The sequence below is a fragment of the Emticicia sp. CRIBPO genome, from assembly GCF_009905725.1.
Lineage (GTDB): Bacteria > Bacteroidota > Bacteroidia > Cytophagales > Spirosomataceae > Leadbetterella.
Genome location: NZ_JAAAKV010000008.1, coordinates 160,917 through 175,799, shown reverse-complemented (window position 1 = coordinate 175,799; position 14,883 = coordinate 160,917). Strand labels below are relative to the sequence as shown.

Here is a 14,883-nt window from a genome sequence, read left to right as displayed (position 1 = left end):
CAAGTTGATGAATGAAAGACACTTAAAACAAAAAAGCCGGGCTAAACCCGGCTTTTTATTATTTTATCAGACTGAATAACCTGTTCCATCGCAGCTTGTTAAGGAAACTGCCATCCTTATCGATCGACATCCAGATAAACACTGCTTTTCCTACAATATGGTCTTCAGGCACAAAACCCCAGTATCTTGAATCATCAGATTCATAACGGTTATCACCCATCATGAAGTAATAATCCTGTTTGAAAGTATACTCAGTGATCTGCTTACCGTCAATGAAGATTTTGCCATCTTTATACTCAGCATTTTTATTGTGATCAAAAGTAGTGATTACACCTTTGTAAAGGGCCGTATTTTTCTCGTCCAGTTTAATCGTCATTCCTTTCTTAGGAACAGTCAACGGGCCAAAATTATCCCTGTTCCAGTTAAACAGCTTAGGATTATACGGAAAACTCTTATAGTAAGTAAGACTATCGTTGGCCTTAAGAATGTCAGGATAAACGTTCACTACAAAATCAAGGTCTTTAAGTCCTTTGATCGCCGCTTCTGTGGCTGTAATGTCATAGTAGTATTTTCCGTTTTCAGAAACAGAACCTCTGTCGGTAATACCGTGCTTGATAAACAACTTAGGGTTAACACTTTCTTTTGCTTCTAATTTGTACCATTTCTGCATAAATTCCGGGTTTGGAAACAACTTGGAATTTACATAGATATTGGTCTCTTTAGATTCCACCACGTCGCCAGGAATACCGATACATCTTTTGATGTAGTTCGTCCTTAAATCAACCGGGTATTTGTCATATCCACCGAATTCATCAGGTCTTTCAGGACATCCGGGATAGTTAAACACCACCACATCCCCGTTTTTCACAGATGTAAAGCCGGGAAGTCTGTAATTAGGCAACTGGATCCAGTCCAGGTAAGAAGGTATATCAGTAAACCAGATTTTCTGGTGAGTCAAAGGCATCTGAAGGATAGTCTTAGGTGTACGGGTACCATAATGCACCTTGCTGACAAACAAAAAGTCGTTTATTAAAAGGCTTTTTTCCATCGAACCCGTAGGGATGGTGTAAGCTTCCAATAATAACCAACGGATAAGGGTAGCCGCAACTACAGCAAAAAGTACCGAATCGAACCATTCTCTCAGCGGCGACTTCTTCTTTTTCTCAATAACTTCTTTTTTATCTTTTACTTCTGTCATCACAGATTTTGAGTTTTAAATTTTGGCGAAAGTAACTTATTTTATTGAAATAACCCATTTTTAAGGGATAAACATATACACTCAGCTCAATTTAAGCATATCATCCATACCCAGGATTCCCTGCTTATCTGAAACCCATTCGGCAGCAAGCACGGCTCCCAGAGCAAAACCCTGACGGCTGCGGGCCTCATGTTTGATTTCGATCTGATCCACGTCAGAAATGTACTTGATGATGTGTGTTCCCGGCACTTTTCCTTCTCTTAGTGACCAGATAGGAACTTCAGCATTACCGGCAATCTGGTTATTGACCCATTGTGTTTTGGAACCCAGGTTGTCAATGATGCCTTCTGCGAGCGTGATGGCCGTTCCGCTGGGTGCATCAAGCTTCTCTGTATGATGGATTTCATCCGTACTTACCTCGTACTGGTTCTGTCCTTTCATCAGCTTGGCCAGAAAACTGTTCAGTTTGAAGAAGAGGTTAACCCCGATGCTGTAATTGCTTGCATAAAAGAAGGCCGCCTGGTTTTCAATGCACATTTTTTCAATTTCAGGCTTGTGCTCCAGCCATCCTGTGGTGCCGGAAACCGTCCTGATTCCTTTTTGCATACAGAACTTAATGTTATCAAAAGCAGCAGCAGGAGAACTGAATTCAATCACCACATCGGTGTTGGAAGCGGTCAGCTTATCACGATCACCGCTGTTCGAAACGTCAATCCTTGCCACAATTTCATGTCCTCTTTCCAGAGCTATTTTTTCAATGGTTTTACCCATTTTCCCGTATCCGAGCAACGCTATTCTCATTCGTTATTTAATGTTAAGTTCAAATTTGACCCCGAATGCTGCATTCATGGGGCCGTTTAAAACAGTTGGTGTGATTTTCATGGAAATGTCCTCACTCATGTCAAAAGTCTTGAGATGGGCGGCCACATTGGCTTCAACCGCAAAAATCAGCCAGCCGGCCGTAAATCCGATGATGTTTAAGTCCCTGTATCGCCTGAATGTATTGGTGGCGGAAGTAACCCCCTGCAACGAGTAAGGACCACGGCCGTCAATCGTTATTTCAGTCAATCCCTTATCATTCATTTCAATCAGGTAGCTCCTGTAATTCTTGTACTTTCTGTTCAGACTTCTGATCCAGAAAACATCTCCGACAGCGGCTCCGACAATGATCGGCACTTTCCAGTATTGTTTGTTGGTAATCTGCCCGGTGCCTGGTATGATCAGTGAACGGATAAAAGCAATCTTCGGTCTTTCATCAGGCTCTATTTTTTCGGCCCCCGCCACCTTTTTCATGGTAGTTCCAAACGCCTTAAGCTTCGATATCTTTTTGGAGGTATCGGCGGTCATGGCTTTCGAAACCATTTTCTGTACAGAATCTACCTTCACTTTCAGACTATCCTGGGAAAAGCCTTTCTGAAGACCAAAAACCGTTAAAACAACAATAAAAAAGATCTTATTAAACATCCTCAAATTTAACTGAAATTGAGCCTCAATTCCTTTTTTTATGAATTTTTAAGCATTTGATTTCAACAGGTTGATAATGTCATCAAGATCTTCTTTAGATATGAAAGGAATTTTGATTTCTCCCTTATGTTTATCATCAGCTACGACACTCACTTTCTTACCAAACCATCCGGTTAAACGATCCTGAACTTCGGATATTTCTCTTTTAACAGATTTTAACCCTTCCGGTTTAGCAGATTTAGGACTGTCGTCATTGAGCTTCCTGACCGCCTCTTCTACTTTTCTTACAGACAATTCCTCCGTAACGGTAATATAAAACAGCTTTTCCTGGTCTTTTTTATTTTCAAGACTCAACAAAGCCCTGGCATGTCCCATGCTGATTTTTTTGTCTCTCAGACCGGCCTGAATCAAGGGCGGCAGTTTCAGCAGACGCATGTAGTTGTTTACCGTCGAACGGTCCTTCCCTACCCTGTCGCCCAGCTCTTCCTGTTTCAGGTCACAGTCCTGCATCAGACGCTGATAACTCAGGGCAATTTCAATCGCATTCAGGTTTTCACGCTGGATATTCTCAATCAGGGCCATTTCCAGCATCTGCTGGTCATCTGCTTCCCTGATATAAGCCGGAATAGCCTTCAGATCTGCCAGTTTGGAAGCCTGCAGACGCCTTTCACCCGAAATCAGCTGATACTTGTTAGGCCCGAGTCTTCTGACTGTAATCGGCTGGATAATCCCCTGCACACGGATAGACTCTGAAAGCTCCATCAGGGCTTCTTTATCAAAGTTAGTTCTGGGTTGAAAGGGGTTCGTCTCAATTTCGTGAAGTGGAATTTCGTTTGAAATCGCCGCTTCTACAATTTCTGCTGACTCTGTAGCTGTCGAATCTTCAGTCTGAGCAGGGACGTCAGCCAGCAATGCACCCAGGCCTCTTCCCAATCCAATTCTCTTTTTATTTTTATCCATGACTTTAAGATTCTGTTACAGATTGTTTTTCAATAATTTCATTGGCCAGTTTCAGATAATCTGCAACGCCGAAGTGTGTGGTTTTATTTAACAATGCTTCAAATGAGCAATCGGGTAAACCCAGGTAGTAATTTCTCGGAATAATGGACTCAAAAACGAGGTCAGAGAAAATCTCCTTCATCTTAGCCAGCAAGGTCGGCGAAAATGAATTGTTGGCATCAAACCTGTTGAGCAAAATACCCTCAATCAGTACATCCTGAATCGTAATGAGACATTCAAAAGTCTTGTCCAGCGTATCCAGACCAAAATACTCGGATTCCACAGGGACAATGACCGAATCTACGCTTTTAAAAAGAGCATTCGGAGTCTGATAGGTCCTCGAAGGAAAATCTATAAAGACATAATCAAACTGAGCCCTGATTTTTTCCAGTTTCTGAACATCGAGGTTGTTTTCATCCTGGTACAACCCCTGTCCCGAATGGGCAGAGGCATAAGGAATACATGACCAGGAAGCAGAATTAGGCTTATACACCGTAATGTCTTTCTGGGTATCTTCTCTGAACAAATCCTGGAAAGTAAGTGTGCTCTGACTGGTTTTCAGTCCGAGAAAAGCCGAAAGCGAATTTTTAGGGTCGGCTTCAATAAGGAGTATTTTAAAACCTAAAGTGGCGAAACTCTCAGCCAGATAAACCGCAGAAACAGTCTTTCCGGATTTTTTGTCACAATTATATAAACCGATCGTTTTGTTCATCAATAATCTTAAAAATACAAATTTGCGATAATTAGCCTTAATAAGCAAAAATGTTCCACGATAGTTTCATGAATACTTTTTATTTAAAACGACTGCAAATTTAACACCCGGAAATCTAATTCCCAATCCAGGTTTTAAACAAAGGTACAACCTCCTGCGGGATAACGATTTCTTCCGGAAATACAGGCCTCAGTTCTATGCTCAGTTTACTTTTGGGCAATGATTTAATTTTAGCCATCGCTTCACGCTGGATCAGGAACTGCCTGTTTATCCTGAAAAAACAAGCCGGATCGAGCATTCCTTCCAGGTCATTCAGTGAAAAATCGACAATGAACTTGCCCCCACCCTGCTCTACCAGGCAGACCATCTTGTGTGCCGAATAAAAATAAGCAATGTCTTCTGTTTTGATCGAAAAATATTCCAGGCCCTTTTTGACCAGGAATCTTTTCTTGAACGGCTCTTTCACCTCTCCTTTGAGGCTTGAAAACAAACTTTCCACATTTTCAGAAAAGTGCTTTTGCAGCCAGTCATATTTCTGAAGCGTCTGTTCCAGTTTTTCAAGTTTCACAGGTTTAAGCAGGTAGTCAATGCAGTTATGCTCAAAAGCTTTTTGCCAGTAATCGTCATAGGCCGTGGTGAAAATCACCGGGCAACTGATCTGAAATTGTTCAAAAATCTTAAAACACAGACCATCCGAGAGATTAATATCCATAAAGATCAGATCCGGCGGCTGGTTTTCACGCAGCCAGCTTAATGACGAGGCGATGTCGTTCAGAATGGCCGACACCTCAATGCCGGGTCTCAGTTCCGTCAGGTTTTTCTCCAGCTTTTGTGCTGCCGGCTTTTCATCTTCAATAATGATTACTTTCATAGGGTCAGTTGAAACTTACGAGTGGCAGGCTTACCGAAAACCAATCTTTGTCTTCCGTAATTTTAATCATTTTTCCGGTAATCAGAAGATAACGGTCGTTCAAATTTTTAAGTCCTGTTTTCGAAGTAGGAATACCGGTCTTTTTCTCCTTCCTGTTATTGGCGGCAATAATTTCTTCTCCTGTAAACCTGATATGTAACTGAATCGGCTTTTTATCATTGAACACATTGTGTTTGATTGCATTTTCAACCATGGTCTGTAGTGAAATGGGCGGAATAAGGTACCGGTCAAGTGCCTCTTCCGGAATGTCGGAAACCAGTTTCACGGCATTTTCAAAACGGATCTTGATAAGTGAAAAATAGGCGTTGAGGAAATTGACCTCATCTCTCAGAAACACCATGTCCCTGGCTTTGTTCTGTAAAATATACCGGTACACATCAGCCAGGGCATCATTAAACAGCTTGGCTTTGGCCGGGTTGGCCTCAATCAGGTGCGAAAGGGTATTCAATGAATTGAAGATAAAATGCGGGTCTATCTGGTTCTTTAAGGCCTCCAGTTCTGCCTCTGCCTTTACTTTCTCGGTTTGGGCCCGTTTTATTTTTTCCGATTCCGCTTCTTTTACCGTAAACGCCGTTTCATACACATGAACGATAAAAAGCACGGCTATCAGGATAATAAGCGAAGTCATGTTCACTTTATTCCAGTCTACCCGGCCGCCTTCGAAAATCCCGTAGTAAGCAAACAGCATGATAAAACTGACCGGAAGCGTGTAAAACGGTACGGTCAGTATAAGGGCGAAAACCTTTTTAAGAGGCTTCTCGAACCAGTTGAAATAGCTCCTGAGTGTAAAAAGCAAAAAGCGGTTTCCCTGCCAGATCACAAATGAAATCAGGATAGAATAAAGAAAAGCAAGCTTGGTTTTGGTCAGAGAAAACGAATCATAAGAGATCAGGTCAGTAAGTAAAGGAATCAAAATACCGAAGGTGGGTATCAGAATCAGCCTGAAGCCGATATCGTTCAGGATTATCTTTTCCTGCTTTATCTCACTTATTTCCTGATTCATCGTTCAAGCTTCCGTTTTCGGTAAAATTAATTTTACAAAAATCGGTGATCCACCTAGATTTGTCCTTATAAATGTACTTATCAAATTACTAAATATAAAATTTAAATTATGGAAACGATCAATTGGTTTGCTATCCTTACAGCCGGAGTTTCGGCATTTGTTTTAGGCGGCATCTGGTATTCGCCGGCCCTTTTCGGCACAGCCTGGATGAAAGACAACGCCCTGACCCTCGAACAGATCAAGTCCGGAAATGCCGCTAAAATCTACGGCTGGGCTTTCGTACTGACCCTCATCGCTGCCGCTAACCTGGGCATGTTCCTGGCGGATACCCCGGCAGAATGTACCGGCGTTTGTGCCCAGAAAACTGATATTGTGTGGGGATCCACCGCAGGGTTTCTTGCCGGTATCTGGGTTTTCTGCTTTGTGGCTGTTCACGGGCTGTTTGAGCACAAGCCTGTCCGCCTGATCTTTATTAATGGAGGGTATTCACTCGTAGCTATGACGCTGATGGGAGCCATCATCGGGTTATGGAGATAACAAGACGGTAATCTGTTCTTTTTTTGATACTTTCGCAATGACAGCAAATTTTAACCCTTTAAACACATCTATCCTATGCAAAATGCAATCAGCTGGTTTGAAATTCCGGCAACAGACCTTGGCAGAGCCACGGCTTTCTATGAAACCATTTTCGGGATTTCCCTGATCCCGATGGACCTGAACGACGGCCTCAAAATGAGGATGTTCCCGGTCGAAGACATGATGACCGGTATTGGCGGTGCGATTGTTGACAGCGGTGGTTTTCATAAACCCTCTCCCACTGACGGTCCGCTGATCTATCTTAACGGCAATCCCGACGTACAACATGTGCTGGACAAAGTGGAAGGTGCCGGAGGAAAAATCATCGTCCCTAAAACTGCCATTTCCGATGAATTCGGCTTTATGGGTGTATTTATTGACACAGAAGGCAACAGGATCGGCCTTCATTCAATAGCTTAAACGATGGAAGCTTACGACTGGAGCTCCTTCGAAAAGAAGATTTATATCAATGCTCCTGTTTCGAAAACTTATACATGCCTTGCTACACAGGAAGGCATGGAAAGCTGGTTTTTAAGGCAGTGTACTTATACTGATGTAAACGGAAAGAGTCTGAAGGTAACTGAAGAGGCCAGAGTCGGGGATTTATATACTTTTATATGGCATGGCTGGCCCGACAATGTCTTTGAAAAAGGACATATACTTCAGGCTAACGGATCTGACGTTTTTTGTTTTACTTTTACTGGCAACGGTTCTACTGATATGAAAGTACTGATAAGTCTTTCGGAAGAAAAAGGACTCACTTGTGTAAAACTGAAACAATATGATATACCTGTTGACGAAAAAAGCAGGGTTAACTGGCACCTGGGGTGTCTCGAAGGTTGGCTGTTTTACCTTGTAAATCTGAAGTCGGTACTTGAAGGGGGAATTGATCTGAGAAATAAAGATCTGGCTCTCACTCAGGTCATCAATGCATGATATTGACAAAAAAAAGACCCGTTTTCACGGGTCTTTTTTTAAATTATCCTAAATATGCTTTCAGAGCCTTGCTCCTCGAGGTCTGGCGTAAACGCCTGATGGCTTTTTCTTTAATCTGTCTTACACGCTCGCGGGTAAGGTTAAATTTCTCGCCGATTTCCTCCAGAGTCATGGCCTGCTCATTATTTAAACCAAAGTAGAACATAATGACCTCAGCTTCTCGTTGCGTAAGTGTAGAAAGGGCTCTCAGCACCTCTCTGCGAAGCGAGTCATTCATCAGTTCCTGATCAGGCCTGATTTCCAGGTCATTTTCAAGGACGTCAAGAAGACTGTTTTCTTCACCCTGTACAAACGGAGCATCAACAGAAACGTGGCGACCAGAGATTTTCATGGTATCCACCACTTCATTAGCGGTGATTTCCAATACCTCGGCCAATTCTTCAGGAGATGGCTCCCTTTCGAATTTCTGCTCAAGTTCTGAAAAAGTCTTGGAAATTTTATTCAGTGACCCAACCCTGTTAAGCGGAAGACGCACAATTCTTGACTGCTCTGCAAGAGCCTGAAGAATAGATTGTCTGATCCACCATACGGCATAAGATATAAATTTAAATCCTCTTGTTTCATCAAAACGTTGTGCTGCTTTTATCAAACCCAAATTACCTTCGTTGATCAGGTCACCTAATGATAGTCCCTGATTCTGGTATTGTTTGGCTACTGAAACAACAAATCTGAGGTTTGCTTTGGTAAGTCTTTCTAAAGACAACTGATCACCGTCTCTGATTTTCTGAGCCAGGATAACTTCTTCATCCGGAGTTAACAAATCCACTTTACCGATTTCCTGAAGGTATTTATCCAGTGACTGACTTTCCCTGTTGGTGATTTGTTTGCTAATTTTTAGCTGTCTCATATATTATCTCTTCTTAAAAAAATTTAGCGATTACTAGTCTAACAACAATTATAAATCAATTATTGTTCTTTTTGTGTATTTTCAGGTCTGGCTGGCCTTGGAAGCAACACTTTTCTCGACAACCTGTATTTTCCGGTCTTTTTATCCACTTCTGTAAGCTTCACTTCAAGCTCCTCGCCTTCTTCCAGGACACCGTCCATACTAGGCAGTCTTTCCCAAGAAATCTCAGAAATATGAAGAAGACCTTCTTTACCAGGTAAGAACTCTAGGAATGCTCCGAACGGCTGGATCGATTTCACTTTGGCAGTGTAAACTTCTCCTACATCCGGCATTTTAACGATACCTTCCACACGACGGCGGGCCATGTTCATGCTGTCGCCATTGGTAGCAAATATCGCCACATATCCTTTGTTATCTTTTTCCTCGATGGTGATGGTAGCACCTGATTCACGTTGGATTTCCTGAACCACTTTACCACCAGGCCCGATGATCGCACCGATAAATTCTCTGTCAATAATAATAGTATGAGCACGCGGTGCATGAGGTTTAAGGTCAGCACGCGGTTTTTCGATGGCCGTTTTCATGATAGAAAGAATGTGTAATCTTCCTTCTTTAGCCTGGTTAAGGGCTTGTTCAAGAATCTCGTAAGATAAACCACCGATTTTAATATCCATCTGGCAGGCAACGATACCTTTTTCAGTACCGGTTACTTTAAAGTCCATATCACCCAGGTGATCTTCATCTCCAAGGATATCAGACAATACCGCCCATTTACCTGTTGCAGTATCTGTGATCAATCCCATCGCTATACCTGAAACCGGTGCAGCAATCGGAATACCCGCATCCATAAGTGATAAACAACCCGCACAAACTGTAGCCATAGACGACGAACCGTTTGATTCAAGGATATCACTCACAATTCTGATGGTGTAAGGATTCTGATCTACAGGAGGCAAAACTTTTTTAAGTGACCTCATGGCCAGGTTACCGTGACCTACTTCTCTTCGTCCTACACCTCTGTTAGGTTTTACCTCACCGGTTGAAAAACCAGGGAAGTTGTAGTGAAGATAGAATTTAGAGTAACCGGACTGCATAGCCTGGTCAACGATCTGCTCATCCAGTTTGGTACCTAAAGTGGTAGTTGACAAAGATTGCGTCTCACCTCTTGTAAACAAAGCCGAACCGTGTGCAGACGGAAGATAATCCACCTCACAGGTAATAGGTCTGATTTCAGTAAGCTGACGACCGTCCAATCTTTTTCTTTCGTCCAGAACCAGTTTTCTTGAAGCATCATACGTGATGTCTCCGAAATATGTTTTGATCAAAGCACTGTTCTTTTCTTCTCCTTCTGCGAATGAGTCAATGAACTCTTTCAAAATAGCAGAGAAGCCTTCTTTTCTGACATTTTTGTTGGCAGAACCTTCAAGACAAACCGCATAAACTTTATCGAAAAGCTCTTTGTTCATTCTTTCTCTGAGCTCTTCATCATGAATTTCGTGGTTATAAACCCTCTTTTCAGTTGATCCTACGGCAGCAGCCAGAAGATTTTGTCCGGCAATCTGGATTTTAATGGCTTCGTGAGCCACTTTTATCGCCTCGATCATCTCCACTTCTGAACATTCGTTACCTTCACCTTCCACCATAATGATGTTGTCGTGCGTACCGGCTACGATCAGGTCAAGATCAGCTTTAAGAATTTCGCTGGTGACCGGGTTAACAACGTATTGTCCGTCGATTTTACAAACGCGGACTTCAGAGATCGGTCCGTTGAATGGAATATCCGAAACAGCGATGGCAGCAGAAGCGGCCAGGGCAGCTAAAGCATCCGGTTGAATATTTTCATCAGCAGAATGCAAGGTTACCATTACCTGTACTTCAGCATGATAATCTTCAGGGAAAATCGGTCTGAGGGCACGGTCAATAAGTCTTGATATCAATATTTCATTATCTGAAAGTCTTCCTTCTCTGCGTTGGAAACTTCCCGGTATTCTACCTGCAGAAGCGAACTTCTCCTGATAATCCACTGAAAGTGGCAAAAAGTCAGTTCCTTCTTTATGTTCTTTAGCCGCTACAACAGTGGCTAAAAGCATGGCGTTACCTGATCTGACTACTACAGAACCATCGGCCTGACGAGCCAGTTTTCCTGTTTCTAAGGTGATTGTTTTACCATCCGGCATCTGGATGGTCTGAGAAAAAATAGTAAACATTAAAAAAAAAATTATATCGCATTTTCCGCTTTTGATGCGATGATTTTATCCTTTCAAGTCCGCGGGGATAAATTAAAGTCTGAAGTATCAGAAAAAATTTGGGAATCCCATATGAATGAGATTCCCAGATTTTTACTTACGTATATTGAGTTCAGCGATTATAGCTCTATAACGCTCGATATCTTTTTTAATAAGATAGTTCAACAATCTACGACGCTTTCCTACAAGCTTCAAAAGTCCCATACGCGTAGAAAAATCATGCTTATGTTTTTTAAGGTGCTCTGTAAGGTGAGCGATTCTGAAAGTAAATAATGCGATTTGTGATTCAGCTGAACCGGTATCGCTTGATTTTTTTTCAAAGCCTTTGGCTTCAAAAATCTCCTGTTTCTTCTCCGAAGTTAAATACATGTATCCTAACCTAGATTAATAATTTGGTAAATAAAAATAAAACACCTGCAAAATTACGAATAATTATTTGAAATTTTCAGTTGTCTTTTCAATTTTATTTTTTGGAACAGGGTTTTCACACGGTCAATATAAACGTTGTAGATATCGCTTTCAAATAAACGGGCGTCATTCGAGGCTTTGTACATCAGGAAAATACCGATCAGCAGCAGGATAAAATTGGGAATCCACACCCCTACCACCACCGGGATGATGCCTTCTTTGGCATATTTGTCGCCCAGCTGCATCAGGACATACATGAATATAAAGAAACTGATGGACAAAAGCACGGGCATTCCGAAACCGCCTTTTTTGATGATAGACCCCAAAGCGGCCCCGATCATAAACATCACCAGGCAGGATATGGCCATGGTCAGCTTATGCCATCTTTCCACATCGGCCCTGTACATGTCCCTCAGTTTTCCGGTCAGGATCACGTCGTTGGTTTCCAGCTGGGACTTGAGGTTCTTGCTTTGGGAAATGGCCGATTCCAGCATTTCCTGGTCTCTGTAAAACTGCGTTTTGGTAGAATAACGCTTCTCAATCCACGGGCCGGGTTTTATCACCACATAGGTAGTGTCCTTTTGGGCAGATACCTTCTGAACAGGCTGCACAGGTTTAAACTGATAGACACTCAGCGACTGAAGCGACTGTACCTGTGATTTGACGGAGTTTTTGATTTCTTTGTTTGTAGAATCAATCTGGGTGGTCAGTTCAGCAATATTCTTCATGTATTCATGATATTTGAACTGGTTTTCATCCGTACGCTTGATCCCGAAACTCTCCAGGGAGAATATGATCTGGTTCTTTTTAAATTTATTCTTGACAAACTGGGTTTCGTTGTATTGGTTAAACCCGTTGTTCTGATCTATGTAGTTGTATCCGTTAAACAGCTCAAAAACCAGGTAAGTGTTGTTGTATTTTGAATACATTTTACCCGAATCAGCCACAGTTACGCTTTTGTTTCCGTTGTTGGCAGTGTGGTCATATACCATCACATTTTTAAGGGTTACTCCGTCAGGGTATTTATCCTGCACCTTGATCCTGTAGCCCGGGATTTCCCTGTAAAAAATACCTTCCTGTATGTTGAGGGTCACTTTTGCGGTTTTAACGTCCCAAAGCAGGGAATAACCTTTAAGATTGGCCCATGGATTGACATAATTATTGTAAATTAAAGAGAATACCGAAACAAAAAACACGAAAACAAGGACCGGCCTGATCAGGCGGGAAAGCGGTATACCGGCTGATTTCATGGCGGTGATCTCGGTATGCTCACCCAGGTTACCATAACACATCAGGGTAGCCAGCAAAGTGGAAAGTGGAAGAGAGATCGGAATGGTAATGAGAGAGAAATAGATAAAAAGCTTGCCAAAAACATCAAGGCCGAGGTCTTTTCCGATGAAATCATTGAAATACATCATCAGAAACCGCATCAGAAAGATAAATACGACTACTGCTGTGGTTAAAATGAAGGGGCCGATAAAAGCCCTTATGATCAACTTATCTATTTTTTTCATTCAAATCGTTTTCAGATGCAAAATTCCATATCTTTTGCTTCGAAAACAAAGAATTTAGATTTTTTAACTATCAGCCTCCTACAATTTCCTTCAGTTCGTCGATCAGTCCTGACCAAAGATCAAGCAGATCGCTGTCGCTGTTATTATCAGAGCAGTCGGTTATTCTCAGGTAAGTAGAGCCGTCAATTTCGCTGGTGATCAGTTTAAACTCCAGAAAATTGCCTTCGTCTTTACCAATAAAATCGAAACGGGTTGATTTGTTTAATCTCGAAGAAGTGAGCATTGCCGTGTGAATTTCATCATCCCAGGAAAAATTAAAATTATGACTGCTGTCCATCGTCACCTTTGAGGCAAACCATTGCTGAAGCCCTCCGGGGGTGCTGATGTAGTTATACAGCACTTTAGGTGAGGTTTTGAATGGGAATTCTTCTACAAATTTATGCTTTGCCATACTTCAATTATTAATTTTGTTCTATTTAGGAGATTAGACCAATTAAAGCAAGGAAACCATTGTATTTTTTTTTATTTTGAATTTAGTTTTAAAATGTTTTTGGATTCTTATTTTTCATTTCCTAAATTTGCACCCTGTTAAGACGGCGGGGTAGCTCAGATGGTTAGAGCGTCGGATTCATAACCCGGAGGTCACGGGTTCGATTCCCGTCCCCGCTACGAAAAAAAGCAATCTGATTTATATCGGGTTGCTTTTTTGTTTTATTGCTTTTTTCATAATTTCTCCTTATTTCTGTGCGGATTTTATTATTAAAGTACAATTTCATATCACTGAGTCGGACCTCCTCTTTCCTTAAATAAGCTTAACAAAAAACTTCTTTCTCTCTCATTTACAGGCCGCTGGTCTCTGATGCCCGTGAGATTTACGCCTTATTCAGAAACCTGCCGCCCTCAGGCGTTGTTAATCAAACCGGGTGAAAATATGAGTTAACAATTTTATAAATTTACCGGAATTTAAAACAGCATATCTGAAAATTATGGGGTCAATCAAATGGAGCCGTTCCTTTCAAACCACCTTTATTGCAATTTCCTTGGCGGTAATCAGTCTTGATGGATTTGCCCGGGAAAACATAAAAAATTACAGCATCTTTTTTGCGGAAGGCAGTTACCAGGGAAAAAATGTACTGATTTTAAGAAAATATGAACAATCAGGAAAAATATTTTTTCTGGGCCTTGATCCTGTAAAACTGCAGACACAAATCTTCCCCTCGGAGCAGATTTCTGTAAAAACGTTAAGTATGAAGGGCTTAATTTCTGTCTATAAAAATACCCCTTATGTCAATGCCCTGGAAGCAGCTTTGAAAAAATCTTACCCGCTGCAAGATGCCGGTATTACGCATGGTTTTCCTCAGGAACACGGCATTACGCTAACCATCGACCTTTGTCCTTCAAAAAAACCTTTGGACAGAATCATTTTTACATCCCTGATCACAGAATTCAGTAAAACAGAGCAACCGGTGCCTGTAGCCCTTTCCATAACAGGTAAATTTATGCTTGATCATCCTGACGACATCCAATGGTTAAAAGGTCTCGTTGAAGCAGGTGAGATATCTGTCACCTGGGTTAACCATACCTACAATCATAATTATGACCCTAAAATACCTCCGCACAGCAATTTTTTACTGGAACCCGGCACTGACCTGAATTTCGAAATCCTGGGTACGGAGATTGCCATGCTGGAGCGTGGATTAACTCCTTCGGTATTTTTCAGATTCCCCGGCCTGGTATCGGATCAGAAGATCGTGGAGCTTGTAGTGGCTTCAGGACTGATTCCCGTGGGTAGCGATGCCTGGCTAGCCAAAGGCCAGCGTCCTGAGACAGGCAGTATTGTGCTCATTCATGGCAACGGCAATGAACCCGTCGGGGTCAAAGATTTTATTAAATTGCTACAGACCCGTAAATCCGAGGTTTTGAATCATCAATGGCTGCTATATGACCTCAGTGAAAGCGTAGAGAGCGAATTCAAACATTAATACGAGG

General features: G+C 41.9%; 16 protein-coding genes and 1 tRNA gene. 5 read left to right on the top strand and 12 right to left on the bottom strand.

Going from position 1 to position 14,883, the window contains the following annotated elements; translation table 11 throughout:
• Positions 1-58 precede the first annotated feature (58 nt).
• From lepB to GVN16_RS17545, 7 genes are all read right to left on the bottom strand, one after another.
• Positions 59-1,198, bottom strand: a complete 1,140-nt coding sequence (gene lepB / locus GVN16_RS17575) for a signal peptidase I (RefSeq protein WP_166565233.1) — start codon at positions 1,196-1,198, stop codon at positions 59-61.
• An 81-nt stretch (positions 1,199-1,279) separates the two neighbouring features.
• Positions 1,280-1,999 carry a 4-hydroxy-tetrahydrodipicolinate reductase gene (dapB, locus tag GVN16_RS17570; protein ID WP_166565232.1) on the bottom strand — a complete coding sequence of 240 codons (720 nt, stop codon included), beginning with the start codon at positions 1,997-1,999 and terminating at the stop codon, positions 1,280-1,282.
• Positions 2,000-2,002: 3 nt separating this feature from the next.
• On the bottom strand, positions 2,003-2,662 hold the full coding sequence (locus GVN16_RS17565; protein ID WP_166565231.1) for a DUF5683 domain-containing protein: 660 nt from the start codon (positions 2,660-2,662) through the stop codon (positions 2,003-2,005).
• Positions 2,663-2,710: 48 nt separating this feature from the next.
• Positions 2,711-3,622 carry a ParB/RepB/Spo0J family partition protein gene (locus tag GVN16_RS17560; protein ID WP_166565230.1) on the bottom strand — a complete coding sequence of 304 codons (912 nt, stop codon included), beginning with the start codon at positions 3,620-3,622 and terminating at the stop codon, positions 2,711-2,713.
• Between the two features lie 4 nt (positions 3,623-3,626).
• Positions 3,627-4,373: a ParA family protein gene (locus GVN16_RS17555; protein WP_166565229.1), complete on the bottom strand. Its 747-nt coding sequence runs from the start codon at positions 4,371-4,373 to the stop codon at positions 3,627-3,629.
• 115 nt (positions 4,374-4,488) lie between these two features.
• Positions 4,489-5,244 (bottom strand): LytTR family DNA-binding domain-containing protein, encoded by a 756-nt coding sequence (locus GVN16_RS17550; protein WP_166565228.1) that lies wholly within the window; start codon positions 5,242-5,244, stop codon positions 4,489-4,491.
• Positions 5,245-5,248: 4 nt separating this feature from the next.
• Complete coding sequence (locus GVN16_RS17545) at positions 5,249-6,307, bottom strand: sensor histidine kinase (protein WP_205748903.1); 1,059 nt, start codon at positions 6,305-6,307, stop codon at positions 5,249-5,251.
• A 108-nt stretch (positions 6,308-6,415) separates the two neighbouring features.
• On the opposite strand from GVN16_RS17545, the gene GVN16_RS17540 reads away from it, so the two are divergent.
• The 3 genes from GVN16_RS17540 to GVN16_RS17530 all read left to right on the top strand — a co-directional run bounded on the left by GVN16_RS17540 (position 6,416) and on the right by GVN16_RS17530 (position 7,819).
• Entirely contained in the window at positions 6,416-6,844 is a 429-nt protein-coding gene (locus GVN16_RS17540; RefSeq protein WP_166565227.1) for a DUF1761 domain-containing protein, read from the top strand.
• Positions 6,845-6,919: 75 nt separating this feature from the next.
• Positions 6,920-7,303, top strand: coding sequence for a VOC family protein (locus GVN16_RS17535; protein WP_166565226.1), 384 nt, complete (start codon positions 6,920-6,922; stop codon positions 7,301-7,303).
• Positions 7,304-7,306: 3 nt separating this feature from the next.
• Positions 7,307-7,819 carry an SRPBCC domain-containing protein gene (locus GVN16_RS17530; RefSeq protein ID WP_166565225.1) on the top strand — a complete coding sequence of 171 codons (513 nt, stop codon included), beginning with the start codon at positions 7,307-7,309 and terminating at the stop codon, positions 7,817-7,819.
• Positions 7,820-7,862: 43 nt separating this feature from the next.
• Here the strand turns inward: GVN16_RS17530 and GVN16_RS17525 are convergent, their stop codons facing one another.
• The 5 genes from GVN16_RS17525 to GVN16_RS17505 all read right to left on the bottom strand — a co-directional run bounded on the left by GVN16_RS17525 (position 7,863) and on the right by GVN16_RS17505 (position 13,345).
• Entirely contained in the window at positions 7,863-8,726 is an 864-nt protein-coding gene (locus GVN16_RS17525; RefSeq protein WP_166565224.1) for an RNA polymerase sigma factor RpoD/SigA, read from the bottom strand.
• A 59-nt stretch (positions 8,727-8,785) separates the two neighbouring features.
• On the bottom strand, positions 8,786-10,933 hold the full coding sequence (gene pnp, locus GVN16_RS17520) for a polyribonucleotide nucleotidyltransferase (protein WP_166565223.1): 2,148 nt from the start codon (positions 10,931-10,933) through the stop codon (positions 8,786-8,788).
• A gap of 132 nt (positions 10,934-11,065) precedes the next feature.
• A complete protein-coding gene (gene rpsO / locus GVN16_RS17515; protein WP_166565222.1) occupies positions 11,066-11,341 on the bottom strand; it encodes a 30S ribosomal protein S15 in 276 nt (91 codons plus the stop codon).
• Positions 11,342-11,394: 53 nt separating this feature from the next.
• Positions 11,395-12,894: an LptF/LptG family permease gene (locus GVN16_RS17510; RefSeq protein ID WP_166565221.1), complete on the bottom strand. Its 1,500-nt coding sequence runs from the start codon at positions 12,892-12,894 to the stop codon at positions 11,395-11,397.
• 70 nt (positions 12,895-12,964) lie between these two features.
• Positions 12,965-13,345, bottom strand: a complete 381-nt coding sequence (locus tag GVN16_RS17505; protein WP_166565220.1) for an START-like domain-containing protein — start codon at positions 13,343-13,345, stop codon at positions 12,965-12,967.
• Positions 13,346-13,489: 144 nt separating this feature from the next.
• Between GVN16_RS17505 and GVN16_RS17500 the strand changes: the two genes are divergently transcribed.
• Both GVN16_RS17500 and GVN16_RS17495 read left to right on the top strand, forming a co-directional pair.
• A tRNA-Met gene (locus tag GVN16_RS17500) sits at positions 13,490-13,563 on the top strand.
• 578 nt (positions 13,564-14,141) lie between these two features.
• Positions 14,142-14,876: a polysaccharide deacetylase gene (locus GVN16_RS17495; RefSeq protein ID WP_166565219.1), complete on the top strand. Its 735-nt coding sequence runs from the start codon at positions 14,142-14,144 to the stop codon at positions 14,874-14,876.
• Positions 14,877-14,883 lie beyond the last annotated feature (7 nt).

Coding starts and splice junctions, on each gene's coding strand:
- lepB (WP_166565233.1), bottom strand. CDS start 1,198: ATGACAGAAGTAAAAGATAAAAAAGAAGTTATTGAGAAAAAGAAGAAG.
- GVN16_RS17545 (WP_205748903.1), bottom strand. CDS start 6,307: ATGAATCAGGAAATAAGTGAGATAAAGCAGGAAAAGATAATCCTGAAC.
- GVN16_RS17525 (WP_166565224.1), bottom strand. CDS start 8,726: ATGAGACAGCTAAAAATTAGCAAACAAATCACCAACAGGGAAAGTCAG.
- GVN16_RS17495 (WP_166565219.1), top strand. CDS start 14,142: ATGAAGGGCTTAATTTCTGTCTATAAAAATACCCCTTATGTCAATGCC.
- GVN16_RS17535 (WP_166565226.1), top strand. CDS start 6,920: ATGCAAAATGCAATCAGCTGGTTTGAAATTCCGGCAACAGACCTTGGC.
- GVN16_RS17565 (WP_166565231.1), bottom strand. CDS start 2,662: ATGTTTAATAAGATCTTTTTTATTGTTGTTTTAACGGTTTTTGGTCTT.
- GVN16_RS17550 (WP_166565228.1), bottom strand. CDS start 5,244: ATGAAAGTAATCATTATTGAAGATGAAAAGCCGGCAGCACAAAAGCTG.
- rpsO (WP_166565222.1), bottom strand. CDS start 11,341: ATGTATTTAACTTCGGAGAAGAAACAGGAGATTTTTGAAGCCAAAGGC.
- GVN16_RS17510 (WP_166565221.1), bottom strand. CDS start 12,894: ATGAAAAAAATAGATAAGTTGATCATAAGGGCTTTTATCGGCCCCTTC.
- GVN16_RS17540 (WP_166565227.1), top strand. CDS start 6,416: ATGGAAACGATCAATTGGTTTGCTATCCTTACAGCCGGAGTTTCGGCA.
- pnp (WP_166565223.1), bottom strand. CDS start 10,933: ATGTTTACTATTTTTTCTCAGACCATCCAGATGCCGGATGGTAAAACA.
- GVN16_RS17505 (WP_166565220.1), bottom strand. CDS start 13,345: ATGGCAAAGCATAAATTTGTAGAAGAATTCCCATTCAAAACCTCACCT.
- dapB (WP_166565232.1), bottom strand. CDS start 1,999: ATGAGAATAGCGTTGCTCGGATACGGGAAAATGGGTAAAACCATTGAA.
- GVN16_RS17560 (WP_166565230.1), bottom strand. CDS start 3,622: ATGGATAAAAATAAAAAGAGAATTGGATTGGGAAGAGGCCTGGGTGCA.
- GVN16_RS17530 (WP_166565225.1), top strand. CDS start 7,307: ATGGAAGCTTACGACTGGAGCTCCTTCGAAAAGAAGATTTATATCAAT.
- GVN16_RS17555 (WP_166565229.1), bottom strand. CDS start 4,373: ATGAACAAAACGATCGGTTTATATAATTGTGACAAAAAATCCGGAAAG.